Here is a 22,906-nt window from a genome sequence, read left to right on the forward strand (position 1 = left end):
ACCCGAAGGTAAATCGAATCGACTTGCATGTGTTAAGCATTCTGTCAGCGTTCATCCTGAGCCAGGATCAAACTCTTCATTCAAATATATTTTTAAGTCCTTAGACTTTCTTTACACCTTTTAACCATCTAAATGGTTTTACCATTACTGGTATTTTGTTGTTTGCACAACATTCTGACTATTTTCTCTATTCGGTTGCTAATGTCCTTATAATTCTTGCCAGCTGTATTTCCTGCTGACAAAAATTATAATACCATTTTTTTTAAATTAAGTCAACACCTTTTTTTATTTTTTTAAAAAAATTCTATAATTCTATTTAAAATACCTTTTTTTTCAACATCTTTTTTCACAATTAATTTATCTTCAAAAACTTTTTCACCATTCACTAAAACTTTGTAACTCCCTACTTCTGTTCCTTTTTTTATTGGTGCTATTAATATTTTATCTCTTTCTGTTATAATAGAAACATCCGCATTTTTTCTAATTATTTTCGAGAAATTTTTTGTTGGATAAATTTTTACTTCTGGTATATATCCTTTTGATAAAGGTATTGATAAAATCGGAGTATCAATTTTTATAATTTTTTTATTTTTATAATTTTCATGAAAAACTTGATTTAATGTTAAAACTTTATCATCTCTTATTTTCGTAGATTTTCCACCTAGTACAACAGTTGAAATATTTGCATTATCTTTATTGCTTAAAACAGCAATATTAAATCTTGATTTTGTATGATATCCCGTTTTCAAACCATAGATACCTTCTTTATCTAAAAGGTGAATTGTACTTTTAAGTTTGTATGTTCCATTTTTTATTTCAGCTGTTTTTTGCCTCGCTATTGCTATATATTCTGGATATTTCAAAGCTTCTAGTGACAATATATATATTCCTTTTGCAGTACCCATATCCAATTTTTTTTTAGTCATATGATCTGGTAATCCTGCAGGAGTATAAAATTCTAAATCATTTTCTAATCCAATTTTTTTTGCTTTTTCATTCATCATTTCAACAAACTTTGTAATACTTCCTTTTCCAGAATGTTTTGCTAAAGCATAGGCAGCATTATTTGCTGATTTTATCGCTGCTGACTTCAGCAAATCTGAAACAAGAATTTTTTCTCCACTTTCCATCGGAATTAAACTTCCACCCACACTTAATATTTCCCAATCTATAATCACTTCATCATTTAAACTTATATTTCCTTTTCTTATTTCATCTAAAGTTACTAATATAGTCATAACTTTAGTCACAGAGGCTAGCGGGTATTTTTGAGTTGCATTTTCTTGATAAAATATATGTCCCTTATCATCTCCTAAAACATAAGCTCTATAATCAGGGGTATTATCTTTAACAACTTTTGCTTTACTTGTAAACGATAGTGTTGATACAGTTAACATTAAAATAACAACTAATTTCTTCATAGCTTTTTCCTCCAAATAAAAAATTTAGGAATCACATAAATGTGACTCCTAATTATTATACATTATTTTTGTTTTTTAGCCAAATATTCTTCAATGGCTTCTTTCAAAGCCTCCTCAGCTAAAACTGAACAGTGCATCTTTGTTGCAGGTAAACCTCCTAACGCTTCCGCTACTACCTTATTTGTAACTGCTAAAGCTTCATGAATATTTTTTCCTAAAACCATTTCTGTTGATATTGATGATGTTGCTATTGCAGAAGCACAACCGAAAGTTCTAAATTTAACATCTGTTATAACATCACTTTCTATTCTTAAAAATATTTCCATGATATCTCCGCAAGAAGGATTTCCAACTTTTCCATAACCATCTGGATTTTCCATCGTACCAACATTTCTAGGATTCATAAAATGATCCATTACTTTTTCTGTATATTGCATAATTTTCTCCTTAGTTTTTAATTTATTATTTATATTCATTCCATAAAGGTGAAAGCGTTCTTAATTTATCTATAACTTTTACAACTTGTTCTATTGTATAATCTAACTCTTCTTTTGTATTATACTTTCCTAAGCTAAATCTTATAGTTCCGTGAGCAAATTCAGGCTCTATTCCCATTGCTAAAAGTACATGTGAAGCTTGTAATTCATCTGATGAACAAGCTGAACCTGAACTAACTGCAATTCCTAAGTAACTTAAAGATAGTAGTATCGATTCTCCTTCTAAGTACTTAAATGTTATACTTGATGTTCCTGGAAGTCTTTTTACATTTTTCGAATTAACAACTACCTCTTGGATTTTTTCTTGAATTTTATTTTCAAAGTAATCTCTTAACTCTTCTTCTCTTTTTATTTCATATTCCATATTTTGATAAGCAAGTTCTAAAGCTTTTGCCATACCTACTACTCCTGGAGTATTCGTTGTTCCTGGTCTAAGTTTTTTTTCCTGACCTCCGCCTGTAATTGTTTTTGCAACTCTTACACCCTGTCTTATATATAGTCCTCCAACTCCTTTTGGTCCATAGAACTTATGAGCAGAGAATGTAAGTAAATCTGCTCCTATCTCTTTAGGAGAAAATGGAATTTTACCAACAGTTTGAACCGCATCAACATGTAATAGAATCCTATTTTTTTTTGCTATTTCTGAAATTTCTTTTATTGGTTCTATTGTTCCAACTTCATTATTTGCATGCATAATTGAAATTAAAATTGTTTCTGGTGTTATAGCTTCTTCTAAAGCTTTTATACTAACAACTCCATTTTTATCAACAGGTAAAAATGTTACTTTATATCCATCTTGCTCTAAATCTTTAAATGTATTTTTTATAGCTGGGTGTTCTATCGAACTTGTTATTATATGATTTCCTCTATTTTTATAGGCTTTTGTTACTCCTCTAACTGCAATATTATCTGATTCAGTACCAGAAGCTGTAAATATAATTTCTTCTGATTTAACTTTCAATAATGTCGCAATTTTCTCTCTAGCTTCTGAAACAGCTATTCCTGTCTCTCTACCAAAAATATGCATACTAAATGCATTTCCATACTCTTCTGTTAAGAAAGGCATCATCGCTTCCAATACTTTTGGATCCATTTTTGTAGTTGCATTGTTATCCAGATAAACTCTCATGGTTATCGTCTCCTTCAATTCTTCACTGGTATTTTACACTAAGATAATAACATTGTTTATTATCTATGTCAACAATTTAAAAGTTTTTTATGATCCCATGTTTCCATAAATACAATAACTTTTTATTTCACACTCTGAACACTTAGGCCTTCTTGCTATACATTTATCTCTTCCTTGAAGAATTAGATAGTGAGAGAAGTCTATCCAATATTCTTTTGGAACAATTTTCATTAAAATTTTCTCTATTTTTAAAACATCACTTTCTTTTACAATTCCAATCAAATTAGTCAATCTTTTAACATGAGTATCAACAGTAATTCCATCAGCTAACCTCCAAATTTCTCCTCTTACTACATTAGCTGTTTTACGACCAACTCCTGCTAACTCAATTAATTCATCCATTTTTCGTGGCACTTCTCCACCAAATTTTTCAATTAATTTTTGACTACATAATTTTATATTTTTTGCTTTATTTCTATAAAAACCTGTGCTTCTTACTAAGTTTTCAATATCTTCTATTGGCATTTCTGCAAATTGTTTTGGTGTATTAACTATTTTATACATTTCTTCTGTAACTATATTTACTCTTATATCTGTACATTGTGCTGAAAGTATTACAGCTACTAGTAATTCAAATGGAGTTTTATATTTGAGAGCACACTCAGGATGACCAAATTTATTTTTTAAAATTTCTATAACATTCAATACTCTTTCCTTTTTTCTCAAAAATCCCCTCCATCAATCTAAAGTTTTTATATATAAAAAATAATCAATTCCACCATGTTCTATTTGACCTTTAAATTCAAATCCAGATTTTTCAAAACAATAAATTGATTTTTCATTTTCCTCTAAAATATATGCTGTTATATAATTTATGTTTGGATATTTAAATTTCAATTCCTCTATACTAGCATTAACCATAATCGTAGAATAACCTCTTCCTCTTATGCATTCATCTAAATAAACTGATATTTCAGCACATTTATTGCCATCAAGTTCAAATCTAATATTTCCTAAAAAAACACCTCTTAAATCTTCGACAGTAAACATTGCATAATTAGAAGAATTTATCAAAAATCTATACCATCTGTCATAACTCTTTCTTTCTTCTTCTTCATGATTTTCAGAATATTTTTTTACATAATTTAAATTAAGATGGTTATATATATTTTCTATATCATCTACCGTACTCTCTCTAATTATTATCACTACTTTATTACAATCCTATTGTACTTTTTCTTTCCTTGCTTTATCATAATTGCACCATCAACAAATAATTCTTTAGTTATTTCTAGAGCGAAGTCTGCTATTTTTTCATCATTTATACTTAATCCGTTTTGCTGAACAAGTCTTCTTCCTTCACTTTTAGTTTTTAATAAATCTAATTCAACCATCAAATCAACTAAACCTTTTCCAATTACATCTTCTGTTACTTCAGATGTTGGAACATTCGATAAATCTATTCCACCTTGTTCAAATAGAGTTTCTGCTGCTTGTTTTGCTTTTTGCGCTTCAATTTCTCCATGAATAATTTTTGTTACTTCATATGCCAATACTTTTTTAGCTTCATTTATACCTGCACCTTCTAAAGCTGATAATCTTCTTACTTCATCCATAGGCAAAAATGTTAGTAATGCTAAAGGTTGAGCAACATCAGCATCTGGTAAATTTCTCCAGTATTGATAGAATTCATAAGGAGATGTCTTTGCAGAATCTAACCACAACGCTCCTTTTGCTGTTTTACCCATTTTTTTACCTTCACTATTTGTTAATAAAGTACATGTCATTGCATAGCCTTGCTTTCTATCTTTCTTTCTTATTAAGTCTACTCCTGCAATCATATTTGACCACTGATCATCTCCACCTAACTGCATTGTACATCCAAATTTTCTATTTAAAACTAAGAAATCATAGCCTTGCATTAACATATAGTTAAACTCTAAGAACGACAATCCTCCCTCTTCCATTCTAGATTTAAAGCACTCTGCTGATAACATTCTATTTACAGAAAATTGAGAACCAATATCTCTTATAAAATCTATATAGTTAAGTCCTCTTAACCAATCTGCATTATTTACCAGTAAAGCTTTACCATCTGAGAAATCTATAAACTTTTCCATTTGATTTTTTATTGATGCTACATTATGAGCGATTATTTCATCAGTCATCATTTGTCTCATATCAGTTCTTCCACTTGGATCTCCTATTTGAGCTGTTCCACCGCCAATTAAAGCGATTGGTCTGTGCCCGTGCTGTTGCATATGTGACATGAACATCATCGCTATAAAATGACCTACATGTAAGCTGTCAGCTGTCGGATCAAAACCTATATAAAAAGTTACTTTCTCTTTTCCTAATAAAACCTTCATCTCATCTTCATGAGTCATCTGTTTTACATACCCACGATCTTTTAAAACTTCAAAAACATTTGACATATATATTCCTCCACAATCTAATTTTTACTCTATTGTAACATAAAGATATTTATTTTTAAAGGGTAATAAAAAAGAGAGACTTTGAGGTCTCTCTTAAATAAATCAATTATTTTGTTGTGTTATAGAATACTTCCATTCCATTAAATTGAGCAACTGATCCTAACTCTTCTTCAATTCTTAATAGTTGGTTATATTTAGCCATTCTATCAGTTCTTGAAGTTGATCCAGTTTTAATTTGTCCTGCATTTGTTGCAACAGCAATATCAGCTATTGTAGCATCCTCAGTTTCTCCTGATCTATGAGAAATTACTGCAGTCATGTTAGCTCTTTTAGCCATTTCAATTGCATCTAAAGTTTCAGTTAAAGTTCCAATTTGGTTCAATTTAATTAAGATTGAGTTAGCTGATTTTAATTCAATTCCTTTTGCTAATCTCTCTGTATTTGTTACAAATAAGTCATCTCCAACTATTTGAATAGTTTTTCCAACTTTTGCAGTTAACATTTGGAATCCAGCCCAGTCATTTTCTCCTAATCCATCTTCAATAGATTTGATTGGATACTTTTCACATAATCCAGCGTACCACTCGATCATTTCTTCAGTTGTTCTTACTATTCCACCTTCTCTTTTGAAATGGTATTCGAATGTTCCATCTTCTTTTTCAACACAGAATTCTGTTGCTGCTGCATCTAAAGCGAAAGTGATATCAGTTCCTAACTCATATCCTGCTGCTTTAACTGCTTGAGATATAATATCTAAAGCTCCTTCAGTTCCGTTGATTTTTGCTGGAGCATATCCTCCTTCATTTCCAACGTTAGTTGAATCTCCGTTAGCTTTTAAGATTTTTCCTAAGTGATGGAATATCTCGCATCCCATTCTCATTGCTTCAGCAAATGTCTTAGCTCCAACTGGTTGAACCATAAACTCTTGAACGTCTACTGCTGAATCAGCATGACTTCCTCCATTTAATATGTTCATCATAGGTAAAGGTAACTCTTTAGCGTTAACTCCTCCTAAATATTTGTATAATGGTAATCCTAATGCTGCTGCTGCTGCTTTAGCTACTGCTAAAGAAACACCTAATATAGCGTTTGCTCCTAATCTATCTTTGTTTGGAGTTCCATCTAATTCAATCATAGCTTTATCAATTGCTACTTGATTAGTTGCGTCCATTCCTAATACTAATTCTTTAATTTCTCCATTTACGAAGTTTACAGCTTTTAAAACACCATTTCCTAAGTATCTAGCTTTATCTTTATCTCTTAATTCTACTGCTTCGTAAGCTCCTGTAGATGCTCCAGATGGAACTGCTGCTCTTCCCATTGCTCCACATTCTAATATTACGTCAACCTCAACTGTTGGGTTTCCTCTTGAATCAAGAATTTCTCTTCCTTTAACTTCAACTATTCTAGTCATTTTTTGAATCCTCCTTAGATTTTTTTAAAAGTTTATACTTTAAAATTTAAGCTTTAAATTTGTAATTACTTTATTTTTATAACTTTCATTGAGTTACTTGTTCCTGCTTTGAATACTTCTTCTCCACATGAAGCTACTATAATATCCCCAGAATTAGCAAGTCCTAAAGCTACTGCCTTTTTTTCTGCTAAAATATAGAACTCTTCTAAATTTTTAGCTGTCAAATCTAGACAAGGAATTACTCCTCTTGTTAATATCATTTGATTATATGTTTTTTCATTATTTGTTATAGCTAAGATAAAAGCTTCTGGGAAATATTTTCTTAAAGCTGTTGCTGATTTTCCAGATGCAGTTCCAGAAACAATTAATTTTGCTCCTAAAGCTTCTGATACGTCTACTGTTCCTCTAGCCATAGCTTCAGTTATTGTAATTTCCTCTTCATTTTCGATTTCAAAAGCGATTAAAGGATCTGTTTTTTCAGCGATTTTTCTCATTACTGTTACAGCTTCAATAGGATACTTTCCTTTTGCTGTTTCTCCAGATAACATTATTGCATCTGTTCCATCTAAAATTGCATTAGTTACATCTGTAGCTTCTGCTCTTGTTGGTCTAGGATTTTTTATCATAGAATCTAACATTTGAGTTGCTGTAATTACAACTTTTCCTGCTAGGTTACATTTTTCTACCATCATTTTTTGTGCGAAAGGAACTTCTTCTACAGGAATTTCTACTCCTAAGTCTCCTCTTGCTACCATTATTCCATCAGATAATTCTAATATTTCATCAAAATTGTCTAATCCTTCTTGGTTTTCTATTTTAGAAATTATTTTTATTTTTTCTCCACCATTTGCATCTAAAACTTCTCTTACAGATTTTACGTCATCAGCTTTTCTAATGAAAGATGCTGCTACGAAATCAACATTTTTCTCACATCCGAATTTTAAATCTCCAATATCTTTTGCAGATAATGCTGGTAACTGAAGTGAAACATTTGGTAAGTTAACACCTTTATTCTCTCCTAAATCTCCACTGTTTTTAACGATACATCTTACTTCGTTTCCTACAATTTCTTCAACTTCCATTTCGATTAATCCATCATCGATTAAAACAATGTTTCCAGCTTTTAAGTCTTCTGTTAACTCTTTATAAGTTACAGCAACTCTTGTAGAATCCCCTATTACTGTTTCATCTGTTGTTATTGTAAACTTCTGTCCAGCTACTAAAGAAACATCATTTCCACCAACTAATTTTATAGTTCTGATTTCTGGTCCTTTAGTATCCAATAATACAGCTGCATTAATTCCTGTATTTTTAACAGCTTCTTTCAAGTTTACAATTCTGTTTCCATGCTCTTCATGACTTCCATGCGAAAAATTCATTCTCATAACATTCATTCCAGCTTTTAATAATTCTGACAATACCTCAACTGATTCTGTTTTTGGTCCTATTGTACATACAATTTTAGTTTTTTTCATAGTTCCTTAAATCCCTCCTATAATTAGTTTAATCTATATTTAAATTTTTTACATCCATAACATTTATTACTCAAATTTTATCTAATATACTAGTTAAAGTCAAGCTTGCTAAATATCTATTTTTTACCTTTTTTTGAATCTATTATTCCCACTTTTTTTTAAAATAATACTCTCTATTTAAATTTCAAGATTTTTTTTTTTACTTTCTTCACTTCTTATTAAACTTTAAATTTTTTGAAACAATTATTTGATCATTTTTATCTACAATTAAAACCTCTAAATCTGGTGTGTTATTCACCTTTTCTAAGATTTTTTCTATTGGCATAAGAAAAAATGCTGTTGAGTATAAATCAGCTTCAAAAGAATCTTTATTAACAACTACAACCATTTTCTTATCTTTAACAGGATATTTAGTTTTTTTATCTATTATATGATGGAATTTTTCACCATTTATCTCTACATAAGTTTGATAATCACCAGAAACTCCCATACTTTGATTAACTAATTCTATTGTTCCAATAATTTCTGAAGAATTATTTGGATTTTGTATTCCAATTTTCCAAGGACTCCCATCTCCTTTTAATCCTATAGCTTCTATGCTAGAAATTGCTGATATAAACCCACTTTTCACACCTGACTCTCTCAATTTTTCACTAGCTTTTTTTACTGCATAGCCTTTTAAAAATGAACCTGTATCTATTTTTACACCATCTTTTTGAATAAATATTACTCCTTTTTCTATTACTATTTTAGAAAAATCAATATTTTTAGCTGCTTGTTCTAACTCAAATTCTGTGGGTAACTTTTTTCTTGGCTCTACTTTATCAGAGAAACCCCAAACAGTCATAAGTGGTTCCATTGTTATATCATATTTTTTATTTGATAAATTATATGTTTCTTCTATTTTCTTAAAAAGATAAATTCCTTCCTCATTTATTTTTTCTTTTTTAGTTTTATTTAAATTAAAAAATAAACTGTTTTCAACTTTGCTATTATAGGTATTATCTATTCTTTTAATTTCTTCAAAAGATTTTTCTATACTACTTTTAGAATTAATATTATCTTCAGAAAATACACTTATTTTAAAAAATGTTCCAAATGCAAATTTTTCTTCATCTAATCTTTGCTGCTTTTTTTCACAACCTAAAACTAACAAAAAAAGTAAAAAGAGTAGAAATATATTTCTACTCTTAATCATTTATTATTTCCTCTTCTATATCAGCAAAAGTTATCTTTTTATCTAGTATTTCTTTAAAAGTTTTTCTAATAACACTATCTTTTTTAGAAGTTTTTGTCAGTACAACTGCACCTTTACCTAAATCTCTTGCTCTTTTTCCTGCTGTTATTGTTAATATATATTTATTAGGTATTACATCTAATAATTCATCATAAGTAATCATTTTTTTCATAAAATCCTCCTATTTTTTAGAATTTATAATTTTTACTAACTCATCACATGATTTTTCAACAGTATAGTTAATAATTGTAATGTCATAATTTTTTTCATATTCTAATTCTTTTATTGAATTTTTTAGTCTAATTTGGATTGTATCTTCACTATCTGTTTTTCTTCCTCTTAGTCTTCTCTCTAAATCTTCCATCGTTGGAGTTTTGAAGAATATTAAATGAGAGTTTGGATATACTTCTTTTACCTGAAGTCCTCCTTGAACATCTATTTCAAGAATTACATTTTCACCAGATAATAGTCTTGATTCTACTTCAGACTTCAAAGTTCCATAGTAGTTAGTATGAACAGTTGCGTATTCTAAGAATTCTCTTTCTTCAATTTTAGCTTTAAACTCATCTACTGTCAAGAAATAATAATCCCTTCCGTGTAATTCTCCCTCTCTTGGAGCACGTGTTGTAGCCGAAGTAGCTAAATTAATACCTAACTGTTTTCTAACTATTCTACATATTGTTGATTTCCCAGCACCACTTGGTCCTGATACAATAAATAGTTCTCCCTTTTTCATTTCTCTTCTCCTTTATTCTATATTTAGAGCTTGTTCTCTAATCTTTTCAATTTCATTTTTACATTCTACAATTAGTTTTGAAATGTCGTATAAATTACATTTTACCCCTGAGGTATTTAATTCTCTAAAAATCTCTTGAAGAATAAAATCAATCTTTTTTCCTACACCTATATTTGTAGACTCTAGCTCTATTTTCAACTGACAAAGATGACTCTCTAACCTCGAAATTTCTTCTGAAATATCTGATTTATCTGTAAATAATAAAATTTCTCTTAAAAGAATTTCATTATTAAAATCTATGTCCGTTATTTTTGACAATCTTTCCAATAACTTCTCTTTATAGTTTATAACAATATTTTCTTTTGATAGTTTTATTTCTTCTACATTTTTTTCAATAACTTTTATACATTCTAGAAAATATTTTTTCATTCTCATCCCTTCAGATTCTTTCATTTCAACAAAAGAATCCAAAAGAGAATGTATATTTTTTATTATAAATTCTTCATATTCATTTTCATCAATTTCTAAATCATTTTTTCTTATAACATTCAAATTTTTAACTAATAAATCAAGCTTGTTACTAAAATTTTCGTTATATTCATTTTCTATAGTGCTTAAAACTTTCAAATAAGAGGCAGTCATATTTTTATCATATTCAAATAAATTATCTACTTCTCTTTTATCTTGAAATTCAATTTTTAAATCAATACTTCCTCTTATAACTCTAGAAGTAACCTCTGTTCTGATTTTATTTTCCAAAAAATTTAGTATATGAGGTGACTTTATTTTAAAATTTAAATTTTTGTTATTTACACTCTTTATTTCTAAAGATATTACATACTTTTCATTTTCAAAATACTCTTTTGAATAACCTGTCATACTTCTCATAATAATATCAACCTCTCATAAATAAAATGCTAAAATAGGCGACAAAGTCGCCTATTTTATTAGTCCTCTATCTCAACTGGAACTATGTTCTTATAAGCTTTATATCCAGTTCCTGCTGGAATCTTTTTACCTATAATAACATTTTCTTTTAATCCCTCTAAGAAGTCTTCTTTACCTTCTATTGCTGCATTTGAAAGTACTTTTGTAGTTTCTTGGAATGATGCTGCTGATATAAAACTTCCAGTATTAACTGCTGCTTTTGTGATACCTTGGATAACAGGCTCATAGTTGATCTCTGTTTTTCCTTCAGCTTTTAATCTTTTATTTTCTAATTCAACAATTCTCTTTTCTACAACTTCATCTTCTAGGAATAATGAAGAACCTGATTCTACTATTCTTACTTTCTTGAACATCTGCTTAACGATAATTTCTATATGTTTATCATTTACAGTAACACCTTGGTCTCTATATACTTGTTGTACAGATTCTAATATAAACTGCTCTGCTGCAACTAACCCTTTAATATTTAGAACATCAAATGGTGATATAGCTCCATCTGTTATTTTATCTCCAGCTTTTATTAACATTCCGTCTGTTACAACTAAATGTTCTCCAACTGGTGCTAAGTATTCTTTGAAGTTTTCTGTATCGAAAATAGATCTGATTATAATTACTCTCATACCTTTTTTCTTTCTTCCAGTAACTTCTACTTTTCCATCTATTTCAGACAGAATAGCTTTTCCTTTAGGATTTCTAGCTTCAAATAGCTCTTGAATTCTCGGAAGACCTCCAGTGATATCTTTCGTTCCTTCTCCTTCTTTTATAATCTTAGCTATGATTTCTCCAGTTCTTACAGATTCTCCCTCTCTAACCATTAAGTAAGCTCCAAATGGTATTGAGTAATTTTCTTTAGCATTTCCTTCTTCATCGAAAATAACAATTCTTGGGTTTGAATCTCCTGATTCTACAGTTTTTATTGCCATATATTCTGTAACATTATATTTTTCATCATAATTTTCTTTTACATATAGCTCTCTGTATTCTATTTTTCCATCTTGGTTAGCTATAATAGGTATATGATAAGGGTCAAATGTAACTAGGATATCTCCTTGTTTAACCTCTTGTCCTTCTTCTACTTTCAATATAGATCCAGATGCAATTTCATAGTCATAATTTCCAATTAAAATTTTAGCAGACTGTGAAACAACAATTTTATCTTGAGTTTCTTGGTTTTCTAGAATTTTTATATCTTTAAATACAACTTTTCCATTATTTTCAGCTTTTATACTTGTTGCAGTTGCAGTAGTTGCAGCAACTCCTCCTGTATGGAACGTTCTCATTGTAAGCTGTGTACCAGGTTCTCCGATTGATTGAGCTGCTATAACTCCAACCGCTTCTCCTAATAAAATTTCTTTATGGTTAGCTAAATCCATTCCATAACATTTTTGACAAACTCCTTTTTCAAGAGCACATGTTAATGGAGATCTAATTTTTATTTTCTTTATTTCTAATTCTGTTATTTTAGCGATTTGTTGTTTTGTGAACATTTCATTTCTTCTAGAAATAATTTCGCCTTCGAAAACTACATCTTCAGCAGGCACTCTACCTAATAATCTTTCAGATAATTTCTCAATTACTTGACCATCTGAAACTAGTTCTGCTACTTCAATCCCTTCATGAGTTTTACAATCAACTGAATTTACAATAACTTCATGTGAAATATCAACAAGTCTTCTTGTTAAGTATCCAGAATCGGCAGTTCTTAACGCAGTATCCGCTAGACCTTTTCTAGCTCCATGTGATGACATGAAGAATTCTAAAACTGTTAATCCTTCTCTAAAGTTAGCTTTAATTGGAACCTCGATGATTCTACCTTGTGTATCTGCCATGTTTCCTCTCATTGCAGCAAGTTGTCTCATCTGGGCAATTGATCCTCTGGCTCCAGAGTTTGCCATCATGTAAACTGGGTTAAACTGATCTAGCCCACTCATCATTGCATCTGTAACTTTTGTTGTTGTATCTGCCCAAAGAGCTACAGTTTTTCTATATCTCTCTTCGTTGATTATTTTTCCTGATTTATAATCAGCTTCGATATCTGATACTTTTCTATCTGCTTCTTCTAATATTGATTTTTTACTTTCTGGAATCTCTAAATCTTCAATACCAACTGAAATTCCAGCAAATGTTGCATAGTGATATCCAAAGTCTTTAATTTCATTTATTAGTTCTGCAGTTTTTGTAAATCCATGCATCTCATATAATGTTCCTATAAGTTTTTTTAATTGAGATTTTCCGAAAGTTACATCGTATTCTTTATTTTCTTCAGGTAATATTTCATTAAACATTATTCTACCTGCAGTAGTTTTTACCATTCCACCGTTTATTCTAACATTTACAACAGCATGAGTATCCAATATATCTCTATCATAAGCTGTTAAAACTTGCTCTTTATTAGAGAACGATTTCCCTTCTCCTTTTGCTCCAGGTCTATCTTTTGTCATATAGAAACATCCCATAACCATATCCTGAGATGGAACAGCTATTGGTTCTCCATTTGATGGAGATATAATATTATTAGGAGCTAACATTAGAAGTTTAGCTTCCATTATTGCTTCTGGTGATAACATTAAGTGAACTGCCATTTGGTCTCCGTCGAAGTCGGCATTGAATGCAGAACATACTAGTGGATGAAGTCTTATTGCTTTTCCTTCAATTAAAACTGGCTCAAAAGCTTGAATTGATAATCTATGTAAAGTTGGAGCTCTATTCAATAGTACTGGGTGATCTTGGATTACATCCTCAATTACATCCCATACTTTATCATCTGCATCTTCAACTAATTTTTTAGCTGTTTTTATGTTTGTAGCTAACTCTCTTTTTACTAACTCTCTCATTATGAAAGGTTTATAAAGCTCAAGTGCCATTTTTTTCGGTATTCCACATTGATGCATTTTTAAAGAAGGTCCTACAACAATAACCGATCTTGCAGAGTAATCTACTCTTTTTCCAAGAAGGTTTTGTCTAAATCTACCTTGCTTACCTTTTAACATATCAGAAAGTGATTTTAACTCTCTGTTATTTTGTGCAACAACAGGTTTTCCTCTTCTTCCATTATCAATTAGAGCATCAACTGCTTCTTGAAGCATTCTTTTCTCATTTTTAACTACAATTTCTGGAGCTTTTATTTCTAAAAGTCTCTTTAATCTATTGTTTCTATTGATAACTCTTCTGTAAAGATCATTTAAGTCAGAAGTAGCAAATCTTCCACCATCTAATTGTACCATTGGTCTTAAATCAGCTGGTATAACTGGAACATTCTTTAATATCATCCATTGTGGTAAATTACCTGATGCTATAAAGTCTCTAGTTATTTTTAATCTCTTTACTAATTTTTTTCTTTTTTGAGCTGAATTTACATCTTCAAGTTCTTTTTCTAATTCTAATCTTAACTCTTCTAAATTTATCATTTCTAATAATTTTAAAATAGCTTCAGCACCCATTTTTGCTTCAAATTGTCTTCCATACATTTGTTTGTATAGTTTATACTCTTTCTCAGTTATTATTTTACCAATTTTTAAAGTTGGCTCTTCACTTGCCGTTACTATATATCTAGCGAAGTATAAAACTGATTCTAACTCTTTTGGAGAAATACCTAAAATAAGAGACATCTTATTTGGTGTTCCTTTAGAATACCAAATATGAGCTACTGGGGCAGCTAAATCTATATGCCCCATTCTTTCTCTTCTTACTTTAGACTTAGTTACTTCAACTCCACATTTCTCACAAACTAGTCCTTTGTATCTCATTCTTTTATATTTTCCACAAGAACATTCCCAATCTTTTGATGGCCCGAATATTCTTTCACAGAACAATCCATCCATCTCTGGATTTAATGTTCTATAGTTTATTGTTTCTGGTTTCGTAACTTCTCCGTACGACCATTCTTCTATCTTCTCTGGAGAAGCTAGTTTAATTCTAATCTTCTCAAAACTTTTAATTCCCATATTAAATACAAAGCCTCCTTAAATGAGATAAAGCTTTCATCTATCATCATATTCAATTTTACTTAAAATTAGTTTATTTGGTCAGATAAAGAAAACTCAACTATTGTTTCGTCTTTTCCTAACTCTTCATTAACATTAATTAACTCATTATTAATATCAAATAGTTCTACGTCTAATGCTAACGCTTGGAACTCTTTTAATAGAACTTTAAATGACTCTGGTAGATCTGCTTCTGGCATTTCTTCCCCTTTTACAATCGCTTCATAAGTTTTTGTTCTACCCGTTACATCGTCAGACTTAACTGTTAACATTTCTTGAAGGATATTTGAAGCTCCATATGCTTCTAAAGCCCAAACTTCCATTTCTCCAAGTCTTTGTCCTCCGAATTGCGCTTTTCCTCCAAGAGGTTGTTGCGTTACTAATGAGTAAGGACCTATTGCTCTTGCATGCATTTTATCTTCAACTAGATGATGAAGCTTTAACATATACATTCTTCCAACTGTTACTGGATTATCAAATTTATCTCCAGTTCTTCCATCAAATAATGTAACTTTACCTTTTCTTGGGTATCCAGCTTTTTCTAAATAATCTTTTACTTGCTCTTCTGTTGCACCATCAAATACTGGAGTTGATAAATATGTTCCACCATTTAATTTACCCATAGCCATTCCTAAGTGAACTTCAAGAACCTGTCCAATGTTCATACGTGAAGGAACTCCTAATGGATTAATTACAACGTCTAAGTGTGTACCATCTGCTAAGAATGGCATATCTTCTGCTGGTAAAACTCTAGAAACAACACCTTTATTACCATGTCTTCCCGACATTTTATCTCCAACAGTTATTTTTCTTTTTTCTGCAACAAATACTCTTATTGATCTATTTACTCCAGCTTTTAAATCATCTCCATTCTCTCTTGATAATTCAAGAATTTCAACAACTGTTCCTTTAGATCCATGTGGCATTTTTAATGATGTATCTCTTACATCTCTTGCTTTTTCTCCGAAGATAGCTCTTAAAAGTTTTTCTTCTGCTGGTGGTTCAGATTCACCTTTTGGTGCTGTTTTACCTACTAAAATTGTTCCTGGTCCAACTTCAGATCCAACAACAATTATACCTCTAGAATCTAAGTTCTTTAAAGCTTCTTCAGATACATTTGGTATTTCTCTTGTTATTTCTTCATCACCTAATTTAGTATTTCTAGCTTCTACTTCATATTCTTCAATATGAATAGATGTGAATACATCATCTTTTCTTAATCTATCAGATATTAGAATTGCATCCTCATAGTTGTAACCTTCCCAAGGCATGAAAGCCATTAAGATATTTCTTCCTAATGCTAAATCTCCACCTTTTGTTGCTGGTCCATCAGCTATTACTTGATTTAATTCAACTTCTTCCCCTAAACTTACCAATGGTGTTTGATGTAAACACATTGCTTGGTTTGATCTTTCAAAGTTTAATAATCTATGATTGTATGATTTTCCTTCTTCATCTTCTATAACAATTTCTTTAGCATCTACATAAATTACTTTACCAGTTGCTTTTGCTGAAATTACCGCTCCTGAATCAACTGCAACTTTTCTTTCAAGTCCAGTTCCTATAAATGGAGCTTCTGTTTTTAATAGTGGTACAGCTTGTCTCTGCATGTTTGATCCCATAAGTGCTCTATTTGCATCATCGTGCTCTAAGAAAGGAATTAAGCCTGCTGAAACTGATACAACTTGCTTAGGAGATACATCTAAGTAATGTACTTTTTCTCCTGGAATATGAACTATTTCATGACCATATCTACATACAACATCATCTAATAATTCAGCATTTGGTCCAAGTTTCGTATCAGCCTGAGCTATAAATAGTCCCTCTTCTTCATCAGCTGCTAAATAATGAATATTATCAAAATTTGCAATTCCATTTTCTACTTTTACATATGGTGTTTCTATAAATCCATAAGAATTTACTTTTGCATATATTGCTAAAGATCCAATAAGACCGATATTTGGTCCTTCTGGTGTTTCTATTGGACAGATTCTTCCATAGTGCGAATCATGTACGTCTCTTACTTCAAACCCGGCTCTTTCTCTAGAAAGTCCTCCTGGTCCTAGTGCAGATATTCTTCTCTTATGAGTTAATTCAGCTAATGGATTTGACTGGTCCATGAATTGTGATAATTGACCTGAACCAAAGAAATCTAGCACTAATGCGTTTAATGGTCTAGTGTTTAAAAGTGATTGTGGAGTTAATGTTTCTACATCCTGTATTGTCATTTTTTCTTTAACCATTTTACCCATCTTAGATAATCCAGCTTTAATTTGCATTAGTAGAAGTTCTCCAACTCCTCTAACTCTTCTATTTGATAAGTTATCTATATCATCTGTATGACCTTTTCCATTATTAAGTGAAATTACATACTTTATTGTTGCTAATACATCCTCTTTTGTTAATAATATTTCATCTTCTGGAAGATTAATCTTTAATCTTTTGTTCATTTTATATCTTCCAACGGGTTCTAAATCATATCTTTGAGGATTAAAGAACATCTGTTTTATTAAAGATCTTGCTGAATCAATTGTTACTAAATCTCCTGGTCTTAATTTCTTAAATACCTCTGTTACAGCTTCTTCTTTAGTGTCTCCAGTGTCATTTACTATAGTATTTGCAAACACTTTATCTTCTGGCTTTACTTCCCAAATTAAAATATTTTCTATTTTTGAATCCACCAATTCAAATATTACAGCTTCTGTTATTAGTTGCTTAGTTTCAAACAGAACCTCTCCAGTTTCTTCATTAAAAATATCTTCTTTAACAAAGCTTCCTTCAATCTTAGTTCTAAGAACACTTATAAGTTCCTCTTTATTTGAATATCTTGAATAATATTCTGATAAATTAATATCCTTTTCTTTTAAGAAGTTATCCATTATTTCTTCATTTGTATCAAAGAAATCAACAGCTTTTAAGAATACAGTTGCTAAAACTTTTTTCTTTCTATCAATTTTAACACTTAAAAAGTCATTTTTATCAGTTTCAAACTCTAACCAAGTTCCTTTATAAGGAATAATCTTTCCTGAGAACAAGTCTTTTCCTGTTTGAATGTTAACTTCTTTATTAAATGATACTCCTGGAGATCTATGTAATTGTGATACTACAACTCTTTCAGCACCATTTATAATAAATGTTCCTCTTTCTGTCATTAAAGGAACTTCTCCAAAATAAACAAGTGTTTCTTGGATTTCATTTCCACTCTTTTTATTAGTAAGTCTAAGTCTTACTTTTAAAGAAGCAGAATAAGTTTTCCCTCTTTTTTTGCACTCAAGCTCATCTTTCAATGGACCATCAGCTTGATGTAGTTCATAAGCAACATACTCTAACTTTATATCTCCATTTGAAGACTCAACAGGGAATATTTCTCTAAAAGCAGATTCAAGCCCCTTATCTTTTCTGTTAAGTGGAGCCTCCTTAGCTTGTAGAAAATCTTCATAGGAATCCAGTTGGAATTCTAAAAAATGAGGCATATTTCCTCTTTCTTCGATTCTTCCAAAATTCAATCTTTCAACGAGTTTCCCCATTACTTCACACTCCTTACTATTTCATATAGTGATCAATACCTAATCTTTGGAAAATAAAAGCCCTTTTATTTTCAAAAGATTAAGTATTAACTTCCTTTTTAATAGATTATTTAATAATTTTCATTACAATGATTAAAAAGGCACCCGTTAGAGTGCCTATTTTTTTCATTTAAGTATAACTAGTTGCCAAAGCAAACTTTTTAAGGTTATTACTTAACTTCTACTGTAGCTCCAGCTTCTGTTAATTTAGCTTTTATAGTTTCTGCTTCTTCTTTAGAGATAGCTTCTTTGATTTTTCCACCGTTATCTACTACTTCTTTAGCTTCTTTTAATCCTAATCCAGTAATCGCTCTTACTTCTTTGATTACAGATATCTTGTTTGGTCCTGCTGCAGTTAATACTACATCAAATTCAGTTTGTTCTTCAGCTGCTGGTCCCTCAGACGCAGCTACAGCTACTGGTGCAGCTGCAGTAACACCGAAGTGCTCCTCTAAAGCTGTTACTAACTCTCTTAAATCTAATACTGACATAGCTTCTAAGTCAGCTATAAATTGTTCTTTATTGAATGCCATTTTATTTCCTCCTTAATTTCTTCTAAAATATTTTTCGTTTTTATTAAATCAATAATAATCTAAATCAACAAGTTATTACTCAGCTGCTGCTTCTTTCTTTTCAGCGATTGCCACAGTTGCGTAAGCAAGTTTTCTAACCGGTCCAAGCATTCCGTTAAGAACCATAGAAAGAAGTTGCTCTCTAGACGGTAATTTAGCTAATGCTACTACCTCTGCTGCTTCTACTCTCTTACCAGTTAAAACTCCACCTTTTATAGTGAATATAGTTTTCTTAGCTTTTGCGTTAGCTTTTGCTTGTGCTGCTTCTAAATCGTAAACTACTTTAGCTGGAGTTACTGGATCAGCATATCCGAATGCAAATGCAGTAGTTCCCTCTAGTAAATCGTCGAATTTATCAGCTACACCCGCTTCTGCTAATGCTATTTTGAACAGTCTGTTCTTAGCAACTAAGTACTCAGCACCGTTCTCTCTCATTTGTTTTCTTAACTCAGTCTCATGATTTACTCTTAGACCTTGATAATCAACTAAAACGATAGATTGAGCTCTAGAAATTTTTTCAACTAATTCAGCTACAAGCTCCTTTTTTAATTGAGTTGCCATTATTGATTCACCTCCTCTTTTACTCTAAAATTACCTCCGCTCCAAGGTAGGAACGGAGGCTCATAATCTAACTATTGAGGTTAGTGAATACCTTCTTCCAACCTCGGCAGGATTTTTAAGACTTACGTCACCTACGGTCTTTGGTTTGGATCTATATATAATTATTTATCCAACTTTTTTTGAGTTGTAATTTTACAACTTTATAATTGTAACATACTAATAAAGTTTTTGCAAACTTTAATTAGGCTTTTTTTATAACTAGAACTGGATCCATTTTAACTCCAGGTCCCATTGTTAAAGAAACTGCAACTGTTCTTAAATATTGTCCTTTAGAAGCAGAAGGCTTTAATCTAACGATTTCGTTGATAAAAGCTGAGAAGTTTTCTAATAAAGCTTCTTCAGAGAAATCCGCTTTACCAATTGGTGCGTGGATTGATCCTAACTTGTCTACTCTAAATGCAAGTTTTCCTTTCTTGAACTCAGATACTGCCGTTGCGATATCTGGTGTAACTGTTCCTGATTTAGGGTTAGGCATTAAACCTTTAGTTCCTAAAACTCTTCCCAGTCTTCCTAATTTAGGCATCATGTCTGGAGTTGCGATTACGATATCGAAGTCAAACCAACCTTGTTGGATTTTTTCGATGTACTCTTCCGCTCCAGCGAAATCTGCTCCAGCTTCTAAAGCTTTTTCTATGTTAGCTCCTGAAGTTATTGCTAGTATTTTAACTGTCTTTCCTGTTCCGTTAGGAAGTACTACTGTACCTCTAACTTGTTGGTCAGCATGTCTAGGATCTACTCCTAATCTTAATGCAATTTCAACTGTTTCTACGAAATTAGCTGTTCTTGTTTTTCTTACAAGTTCTAAAGCTTCTTTAACCTCGTATAGTCTTCCTTGCTCAACTAATTTAGCTATTTCTAGGTATTTTTTACCTCTTTTATTTGCCATTGAAAATTTCCTCCTTCTGTGGTTAAACGGATGTTTTCATCCTACCACTTAATATCACATAAATAAGAATTGACTTCTAATTAGTCTTCTATTTTGATTCCCATTGATCTAGCTGATCCAGCTATTATGTTCATAGCTGCTTCTACTGATCCAGCATTTAAATCTGGCATTTTAGTTTCAGCGATTTCTCTTAATTTAGCTGTATTTATTGTTCCAGCTACATCTTTTTTAGAGTTTTGTGCTCCTGATTGAACTCCTGCTGCTTTTTTTAATAAATCTGAAGCTGGTGGAGTCTTTAAGATGAATGTGAATGATCTGTCGTTGTAAACAGAAATTTCAACTGGAATAATCCATCCTGCTTTTTCTTGAGTTTTTGCATTGAAAGATTTACAGAATTCCATTATATTAACTCCGTGTTGTCCTAATGCTGGTCCTACTGGTGGAGCTGGGTTAGCTTTTCCAGCTGGTAATTGTAGTTTTATTATTGATATTACTTCTTTTGCCATTCTTAATTACACCTCCATAAAATTGGGGTCTTGATTTCCAATCTCCCACTGGCTTAATTTAAATTAAGCCTTTTTTACACCATCAAGGTCTACTTCAATAGGAGTCATTCTACCAAACATCTCCATCATTACCTTAACTTTTCTATTTTCCATATCGATTTCAGCAACTTTACCTTCTTGGTTTTCAAATCCTTCAGATAGAAGTTTTACATAATCTCCTACTTCGTAGTCAACTTTAATAACTTCTTTAAGCGCTTTCTCATCGTCATCAATTTTGTATCCTATAACAGAGAAAATATTTTCAACCTCTTCATCTTCCATAGGGATTGGATCAGATCCTACACCTACAAATCCAGTTACACCGTTAGTATTTCTAACAACATACCAAGCATCAGAGTCTACTCTAAAATTAATTCCGTCTGTACTTTCCTCTCTAGTAGCTTCCATTTCTAGCATAACATACCCTGGGAAAAGTTTTCTTGAAATTATTTTTTTCTTTCCTCTTCTTTCTTCTATAGTTTCCTCTTCAGGAACTAAAACTTTCGTTACTATAGTAGATAAGCCTAAAGTTTCTATTTTCTGTTCTAAATCTGTTTTAACTTTTTTTTCATACCCCGAATAAGTATGAATCATAAACCATTTTTTTACTAAGCTTTTTTCCATTTTATCCTCCAAAGAGAGATACAAGCATCTTTAAAAGTCTTGAAGCAATTATATCGAAAACTCCTAAGTATACTCCTAAAAATATACTCATAGCAACAACCCAACTAGTTGCCGCAATAATTTCTTTTTTTCTAGGCCATTCAACCTTAGAATACTCTCTTCTCACATCATTAATTAGTCTCACTTTGCACCACCAAATAATTTTAGTTTATAAAAAAATGGCAGGTCAAGAGGGAATCGAACCCCCAACCCTCGGTTTTGGAGACCGATGCTCTGCCAATTGAGCCATTGACCTGCATGTTGTTGCAAATAGATTTACTTTTTAAAAATTAACTAAGAAGCATTATGCTTCTTAGAATTAAGAATTACTTTTTAGTTTCTTTATGTTCTGTTACTTTTTTGTCCCACTTACAGTATTTTTTTAATTCTAATCTTTCAGTAGTGTTCTTCTTATTCTTTGAAGTACTGTAGTTTCTTCTTTTACATTCTGTACACTCTAATTGAATATTTACTCTCACTCTTTACACCTCCACTCATCTAACGGATATTACAAATCCTCCCATACAATTTATCTATGTATGGTAAAAAAGAGTTTCCTTTATTTATTGCTTTCTTTTTAAGACACAGATGATAATACCACTTTTTAACAATTTTGTCAATATTTTTTTACTCCAAAATAAAAAAAAGATTGGCAACTTCCTATCCTCCCAGGGGGCTGCCCCCCAAGTACTTTCAGCGTTTATGGGCTTAACTTCCAGGTTCGAAATGTTACTGGGTGTACCTCCATAGCTATCGTTGCCAATCAATATTTTTTATT

At 31.1% G+C, this 22,906-nt stretch carries 21 protein-coding genes, 1 tRNA gene, 2 rRNA genes and 1 other annotated feature; all 24 genes read right to left on the reverse strand.

Annotated elements, in window-relative coordinates; genetic code table 11:
• A 16S ribosomal RNA gene (locus ACRCZX_RS07140) occupies positions 1-83 on the reverse strand; the annotation flags it as partial.
• A 210-nt stretch (positions 84-293) separates the two neighbouring features.
• Positions 294-1,421, reverse strand: coding sequence for a D-alanyl-D-alanine carboxypeptidase family protein (locus ACRCZX_RS07145; RefSeq protein WP_438582240.1), 1,128 nt, complete (start codon positions 1,419-1,421; stop codon positions 294-296).
• A gap of 62 nt (positions 1,422-1,483) precedes the next feature.
• Positions 1,484-1,858 (reverse strand): Fe-S cluster assembly scaffold protein NifU, encoded by a 375-nt coding sequence (nifU, locus tag ACRCZX_RS07150; protein WP_438582241.1) that lies wholly within the window; start codon positions 1,856-1,858, stop codon positions 1,484-1,486.
• Positions 1,859-1,883: 25 nt separating this feature from the next.
• A complete protein-coding gene (locus tag ACRCZX_RS07155; RefSeq protein WP_438582242.1) occupies positions 1,884-3,047 on the reverse strand; it encodes a cysteine desulfurase family protein in 1,164 nt (387 codons plus the stop codon).
• An 87-nt stretch (positions 3,048-3,134) separates the two neighbouring features.
• On the reverse strand, positions 3,135-3,773 hold the full coding sequence (gene nth, locus ACRCZX_RS07160; protein WP_438582243.1) for an endonuclease III: 639 nt from the start codon (positions 3,771-3,773) through the stop codon (positions 3,135-3,137).
• A gap of 12 nt (positions 3,774-3,785) precedes the next feature.
• Complete coding sequence (locus ACRCZX_RS07165; RefSeq protein WP_438582244.1) at positions 3,786-4,256, reverse strand: GNAT family N-acetyltransferase; 471 nt, start codon at positions 4,254-4,256, stop codon at positions 3,786-3,788.
• The gene (tyrS, locus tag ACRCZX_RS07170) at positions 4,256-5,482 is read right to left on the reverse strand and encodes a tyrosine--tRNA ligase (RefSeq protein WP_438582245.1); all 1,227 of its coding nucleotides are present in this window, start codon (positions 5,480-5,482) and stop codon (positions 4,256-4,258) included. Before tyrS ends, ACRCZX_RS07165 begins: the two co-directional genes overlap by 1 nt.
• 106 nt (positions 5,483-5,588) lie before the next feature.
• A complete protein-coding gene (gene eno / locus ACRCZX_RS07175; RefSeq protein WP_438582246.1) occupies positions 5,589-6,896 on the reverse strand; it encodes a phosphopyruvate hydratase in 1,308 nt (435 codons plus the stop codon).
• Positions 6,897-6,961: 65 nt separating this feature from the next.
• Positions 6,962-8,371 (reverse strand): pyruvate kinase PykF, encoded by a 1,410-nt coding sequence (pykF, locus tag ACRCZX_RS07180; RefSeq protein ID WP_438582247.1) that lies wholly within the window; start codon positions 8,369-8,371, stop codon positions 6,962-6,964.
• A 208-nt stretch (positions 8,372-8,579) separates the two neighbouring features.
• A complete protein-coding gene (locus tag ACRCZX_RS07185) occupies positions 8,580-9,569 on the reverse strand; it encodes an FAD:protein FMN transferase (protein ID WP_438582248.1) in 990 nt (329 codons plus the stop codon).
• On the reverse strand, positions 9,562-9,780 hold the full coding sequence (rpoZ, locus tag ACRCZX_RS07190; RefSeq protein WP_438582249.1) for a DNA-directed RNA polymerase subunit omega: 219 nt from the start codon (positions 9,778-9,780) through the stop codon (positions 9,562-9,564). Before rpoZ ends, ACRCZX_RS07185 begins: the two co-directional genes overlap by 8 nt.
• Positions 9,781-9,789: 9 nt before the next feature.
• Positions 9,790-10,344: a guanylate kinase gene (gmk, locus tag ACRCZX_RS07195; RefSeq protein ID WP_438582250.1), complete on the reverse strand. Its 555-nt coding sequence runs from the start codon at positions 10,342-10,344 to the stop codon at positions 9,790-9,792.
• A gap of 12 nt (positions 10,345-10,356) precedes the next feature.
• Positions 10,357-11,232 (reverse strand): YicC/YloC family endoribonuclease, encoded by an 876-nt coding sequence (locus ACRCZX_RS07200; RefSeq protein WP_438582251.1) that lies wholly within the window; start codon positions 11,230-11,232, stop codon positions 10,357-10,359.
• Positions 11,233-11,291: 59 nt separating this feature from the next.
• Complete coding sequence (rpoC, locus tag ACRCZX_RS07205; protein ID WP_438582252.1) at positions 11,292-15,236, reverse strand: DNA-directed RNA polymerase subunit beta'; 3,945 nt, start codon at positions 15,234-15,236, stop codon at positions 11,292-11,294.
• 68 nt (positions 15,237-15,304) lie between these two features.
• Positions 15,305-18,802 (reverse strand): DNA-directed RNA polymerase subunit beta, encoded by a 3,498-nt coding sequence (gene rpoB / locus ACRCZX_RS07210; protein ID WP_438582253.1) that lies wholly within the window; start codon positions 18,800-18,802, stop codon positions 15,305-15,307.
• 209 nt (positions 18,803-19,011) lie between these two features.
• Entirely contained in the window at positions 19,012-19,374 is a 363-nt protein-coding gene (gene rplL, locus ACRCZX_RS07215) for a 50S ribosomal protein L7/L12 (protein ID WP_438582254.1), read from the reverse strand.
• Between the two features lie 75 nt (positions 19,375-19,449).
• Complete coding sequence (rplJ, locus tag ACRCZX_RS07220) at positions 19,450-19,974, reverse strand: 50S ribosomal protein L10 (protein ID WP_438582255.1); 525 nt, start codon at positions 19,972-19,974, stop codon at positions 19,450-19,452.
• Between the two features lie 18 nt (positions 19,975-19,992).
• Positions 19,993-20,136, reverse strand: a sequence feature (ribosomal protein L10 leader region).
• Positions 20,137-20,215: 79 nt separating this feature from the next.
• On the reverse strand, positions 20,216-20,920 hold the full coding sequence (gene rplA / locus ACRCZX_RS07225; RefSeq protein ID WP_438582256.1) for a 50S ribosomal protein L1: 705 nt from the start codon (positions 20,918-20,920) through the stop codon (positions 20,216-20,218).
• Between the two features lie 80 nt (positions 20,921-21,000).
• The gene (gene rplK, locus ACRCZX_RS07230) at positions 21,001-21,426 is read right to left on the reverse strand and encodes a 50S ribosomal protein L11 (protein ID WP_438582257.1); all 426 of its coding nucleotides are present in this window, start codon (positions 21,424-21,426) and stop codon (positions 21,001-21,003) included.
• Between the two features lie 63 nt (positions 21,427-21,489).
• Positions 21,490-22,089: a transcription termination/antitermination protein NusG gene (gene nusG / locus ACRCZX_RS07235; RefSeq protein ID WP_438582258.1), complete on the reverse strand. Its 600-nt coding sequence runs from the start codon at positions 22,087-22,089 to the stop codon at positions 21,490-21,492.
• A gap of 1 nt (position 22,090) precedes the next feature.
• Positions 22,091-22,273 carry a preprotein translocase subunit SecE gene (gene secE / locus ACRCZX_RS07240; RefSeq protein ID WP_438582259.1) on the reverse strand — a complete coding sequence of 61 codons (183 nt, stop codon included), beginning with the start codon at positions 22,271-22,273 and terminating at the stop codon, positions 22,091-22,093.
• A 35-nt stretch (positions 22,274-22,308) separates the two neighbouring features.
• Positions 22,309-22,384: transfer RNA gene (locus ACRCZX_RS07245), tRNA-Trp, on the reverse strand.
• Between the two features lie 70 nt (positions 22,385-22,454).
• Positions 22,455-22,607 carry a 50S ribosomal protein L33 gene (gene rpmG / locus ACRCZX_RS07250; RefSeq protein ID WP_438582260.1) on the reverse strand — a complete coding sequence of 51 codons (153 nt, stop codon included), beginning with the start codon at positions 22,605-22,607 and terminating at the stop codon, positions 22,455-22,457.
• 168 nt (positions 22,608-22,775) lie between these two features.
• Positions 22,776-22,892: ribosomal RNA gene (gene rrf, locus ACRCZX_RS07255) — 5S ribosomal RNA — on the reverse strand.
• Positions 22,893-22,906: the final 14 nt, after the last annotated feature.

Origin of the sequence: Cetobacterium sp. (genome assembly GCF_051658645.1) — a bacterium.
Classification (GTDB): Bacteria; Fusobacteriota; Fusobacteriia; order Fusobacteriales; family Fusobacteriaceae; genus Cetobacterium_A.

Coding starts and splice junctions, on each gene's coding strand:
- ACRCZX_RS07155 (WP_438582242.1), bottom strand. CDS start 3,047: ATGAGAGTTTATCTGGATAACAATGCAACTACAAAAATGGATCCAAAA.
- rpoB (WP_438582253.1), bottom strand. CDS start 18,802: ATGGGGAAACTCGTTGAAAGATTGAATTTTGGAAGAATCGAAGAAAGA.
- rpoC (WP_438582252.1), bottom strand. CDS start 15,236: ATGGGAATTAAAAGTTTTGAGAAGATTAGAATTAAACTAGCTTCTCCA.
- rplL (WP_438582254.1), bottom strand. CDS start 19,374: ATGGCATTCAATAAAGAACAATTTATAGCTGACTTAGAAGCTATGTCA.
- gmk (WP_438582250.1), bottom strand. CDS start 10,344: ATGAAAAAGGGAGAACTATTTATTGTATCAGGACCAAGTGGTGCTGGG.
- ACRCZX_RS07185 (WP_438582248.1), bottom strand. CDS start 9,569: ATGATTAAGAGTAGAAATATATTTCTACTCTTTTTACTTTTTTTGTTA.
- rplJ (WP_438582255.1), bottom strand. CDS start 19,974: ATGGCAACTCAATTAAAAAAGGAGCTTGTAGCTGAATTAGTTGAAAAA.
- rplK (WP_438582257.1), bottom strand. CDS start 21,426: ATGGCAAAAGAAGTAATATCAATAATAAAACTACAATTACCAGCTGGA.
- eno (WP_438582246.1), bottom strand. CDS start 6,896: ATGACTAGAATAGTTGAAGTTAAAGGAAGAGAAATTCTTGATTCAAGA.
- pykF (WP_438582247.1), bottom strand. CDS start 8,371: ATGAAAAAAACTAAAATTGTATGTACAATAGGACCAAAAACAGAATCA.
- nusG (WP_438582258.1), bottom strand. CDS start 22,089: ATGGAAAAAAGCTTAGTAAAAAAATGGTTTATGATTCATACTTATTCG.
- tyrS (WP_438582245.1), bottom strand. CDS start 5,482: ATGTCAAATGTTTTTGAAGTTTTAAAAGATCGTGGGTATGTAAAACAG.
- ACRCZX_RS07145 (WP_438582240.1), bottom strand. CDS start 1,421: ATGAAGAAATTAGTTGTTATTTTAATGTTAACTGTATCAACACTATCG.
- rplA (WP_438582256.1), bottom strand. CDS start 20,920: ATGGCAAATAAAAGAGGTAAAAAATACCTAGAAATAGCTAAATTAGTT.
- rpoZ (WP_438582249.1), bottom strand. CDS start 9,780: ATGAAAAAAATGATTACTTATGATGAATTATTAGATGTAATACCTAAT.
- ACRCZX_RS07200 (WP_438582251.1), bottom strand. CDS start 11,232: ATGAGAAGTATGACAGGTTATTCAAAAGAGTATTTTGAAAATGAAAAG.
- nifU (WP_438582241.1), bottom strand. CDS start 1,858: ATGCAATATACAGAAAAAGTAATGGATCATTTTATGAATCCTAGAAAT.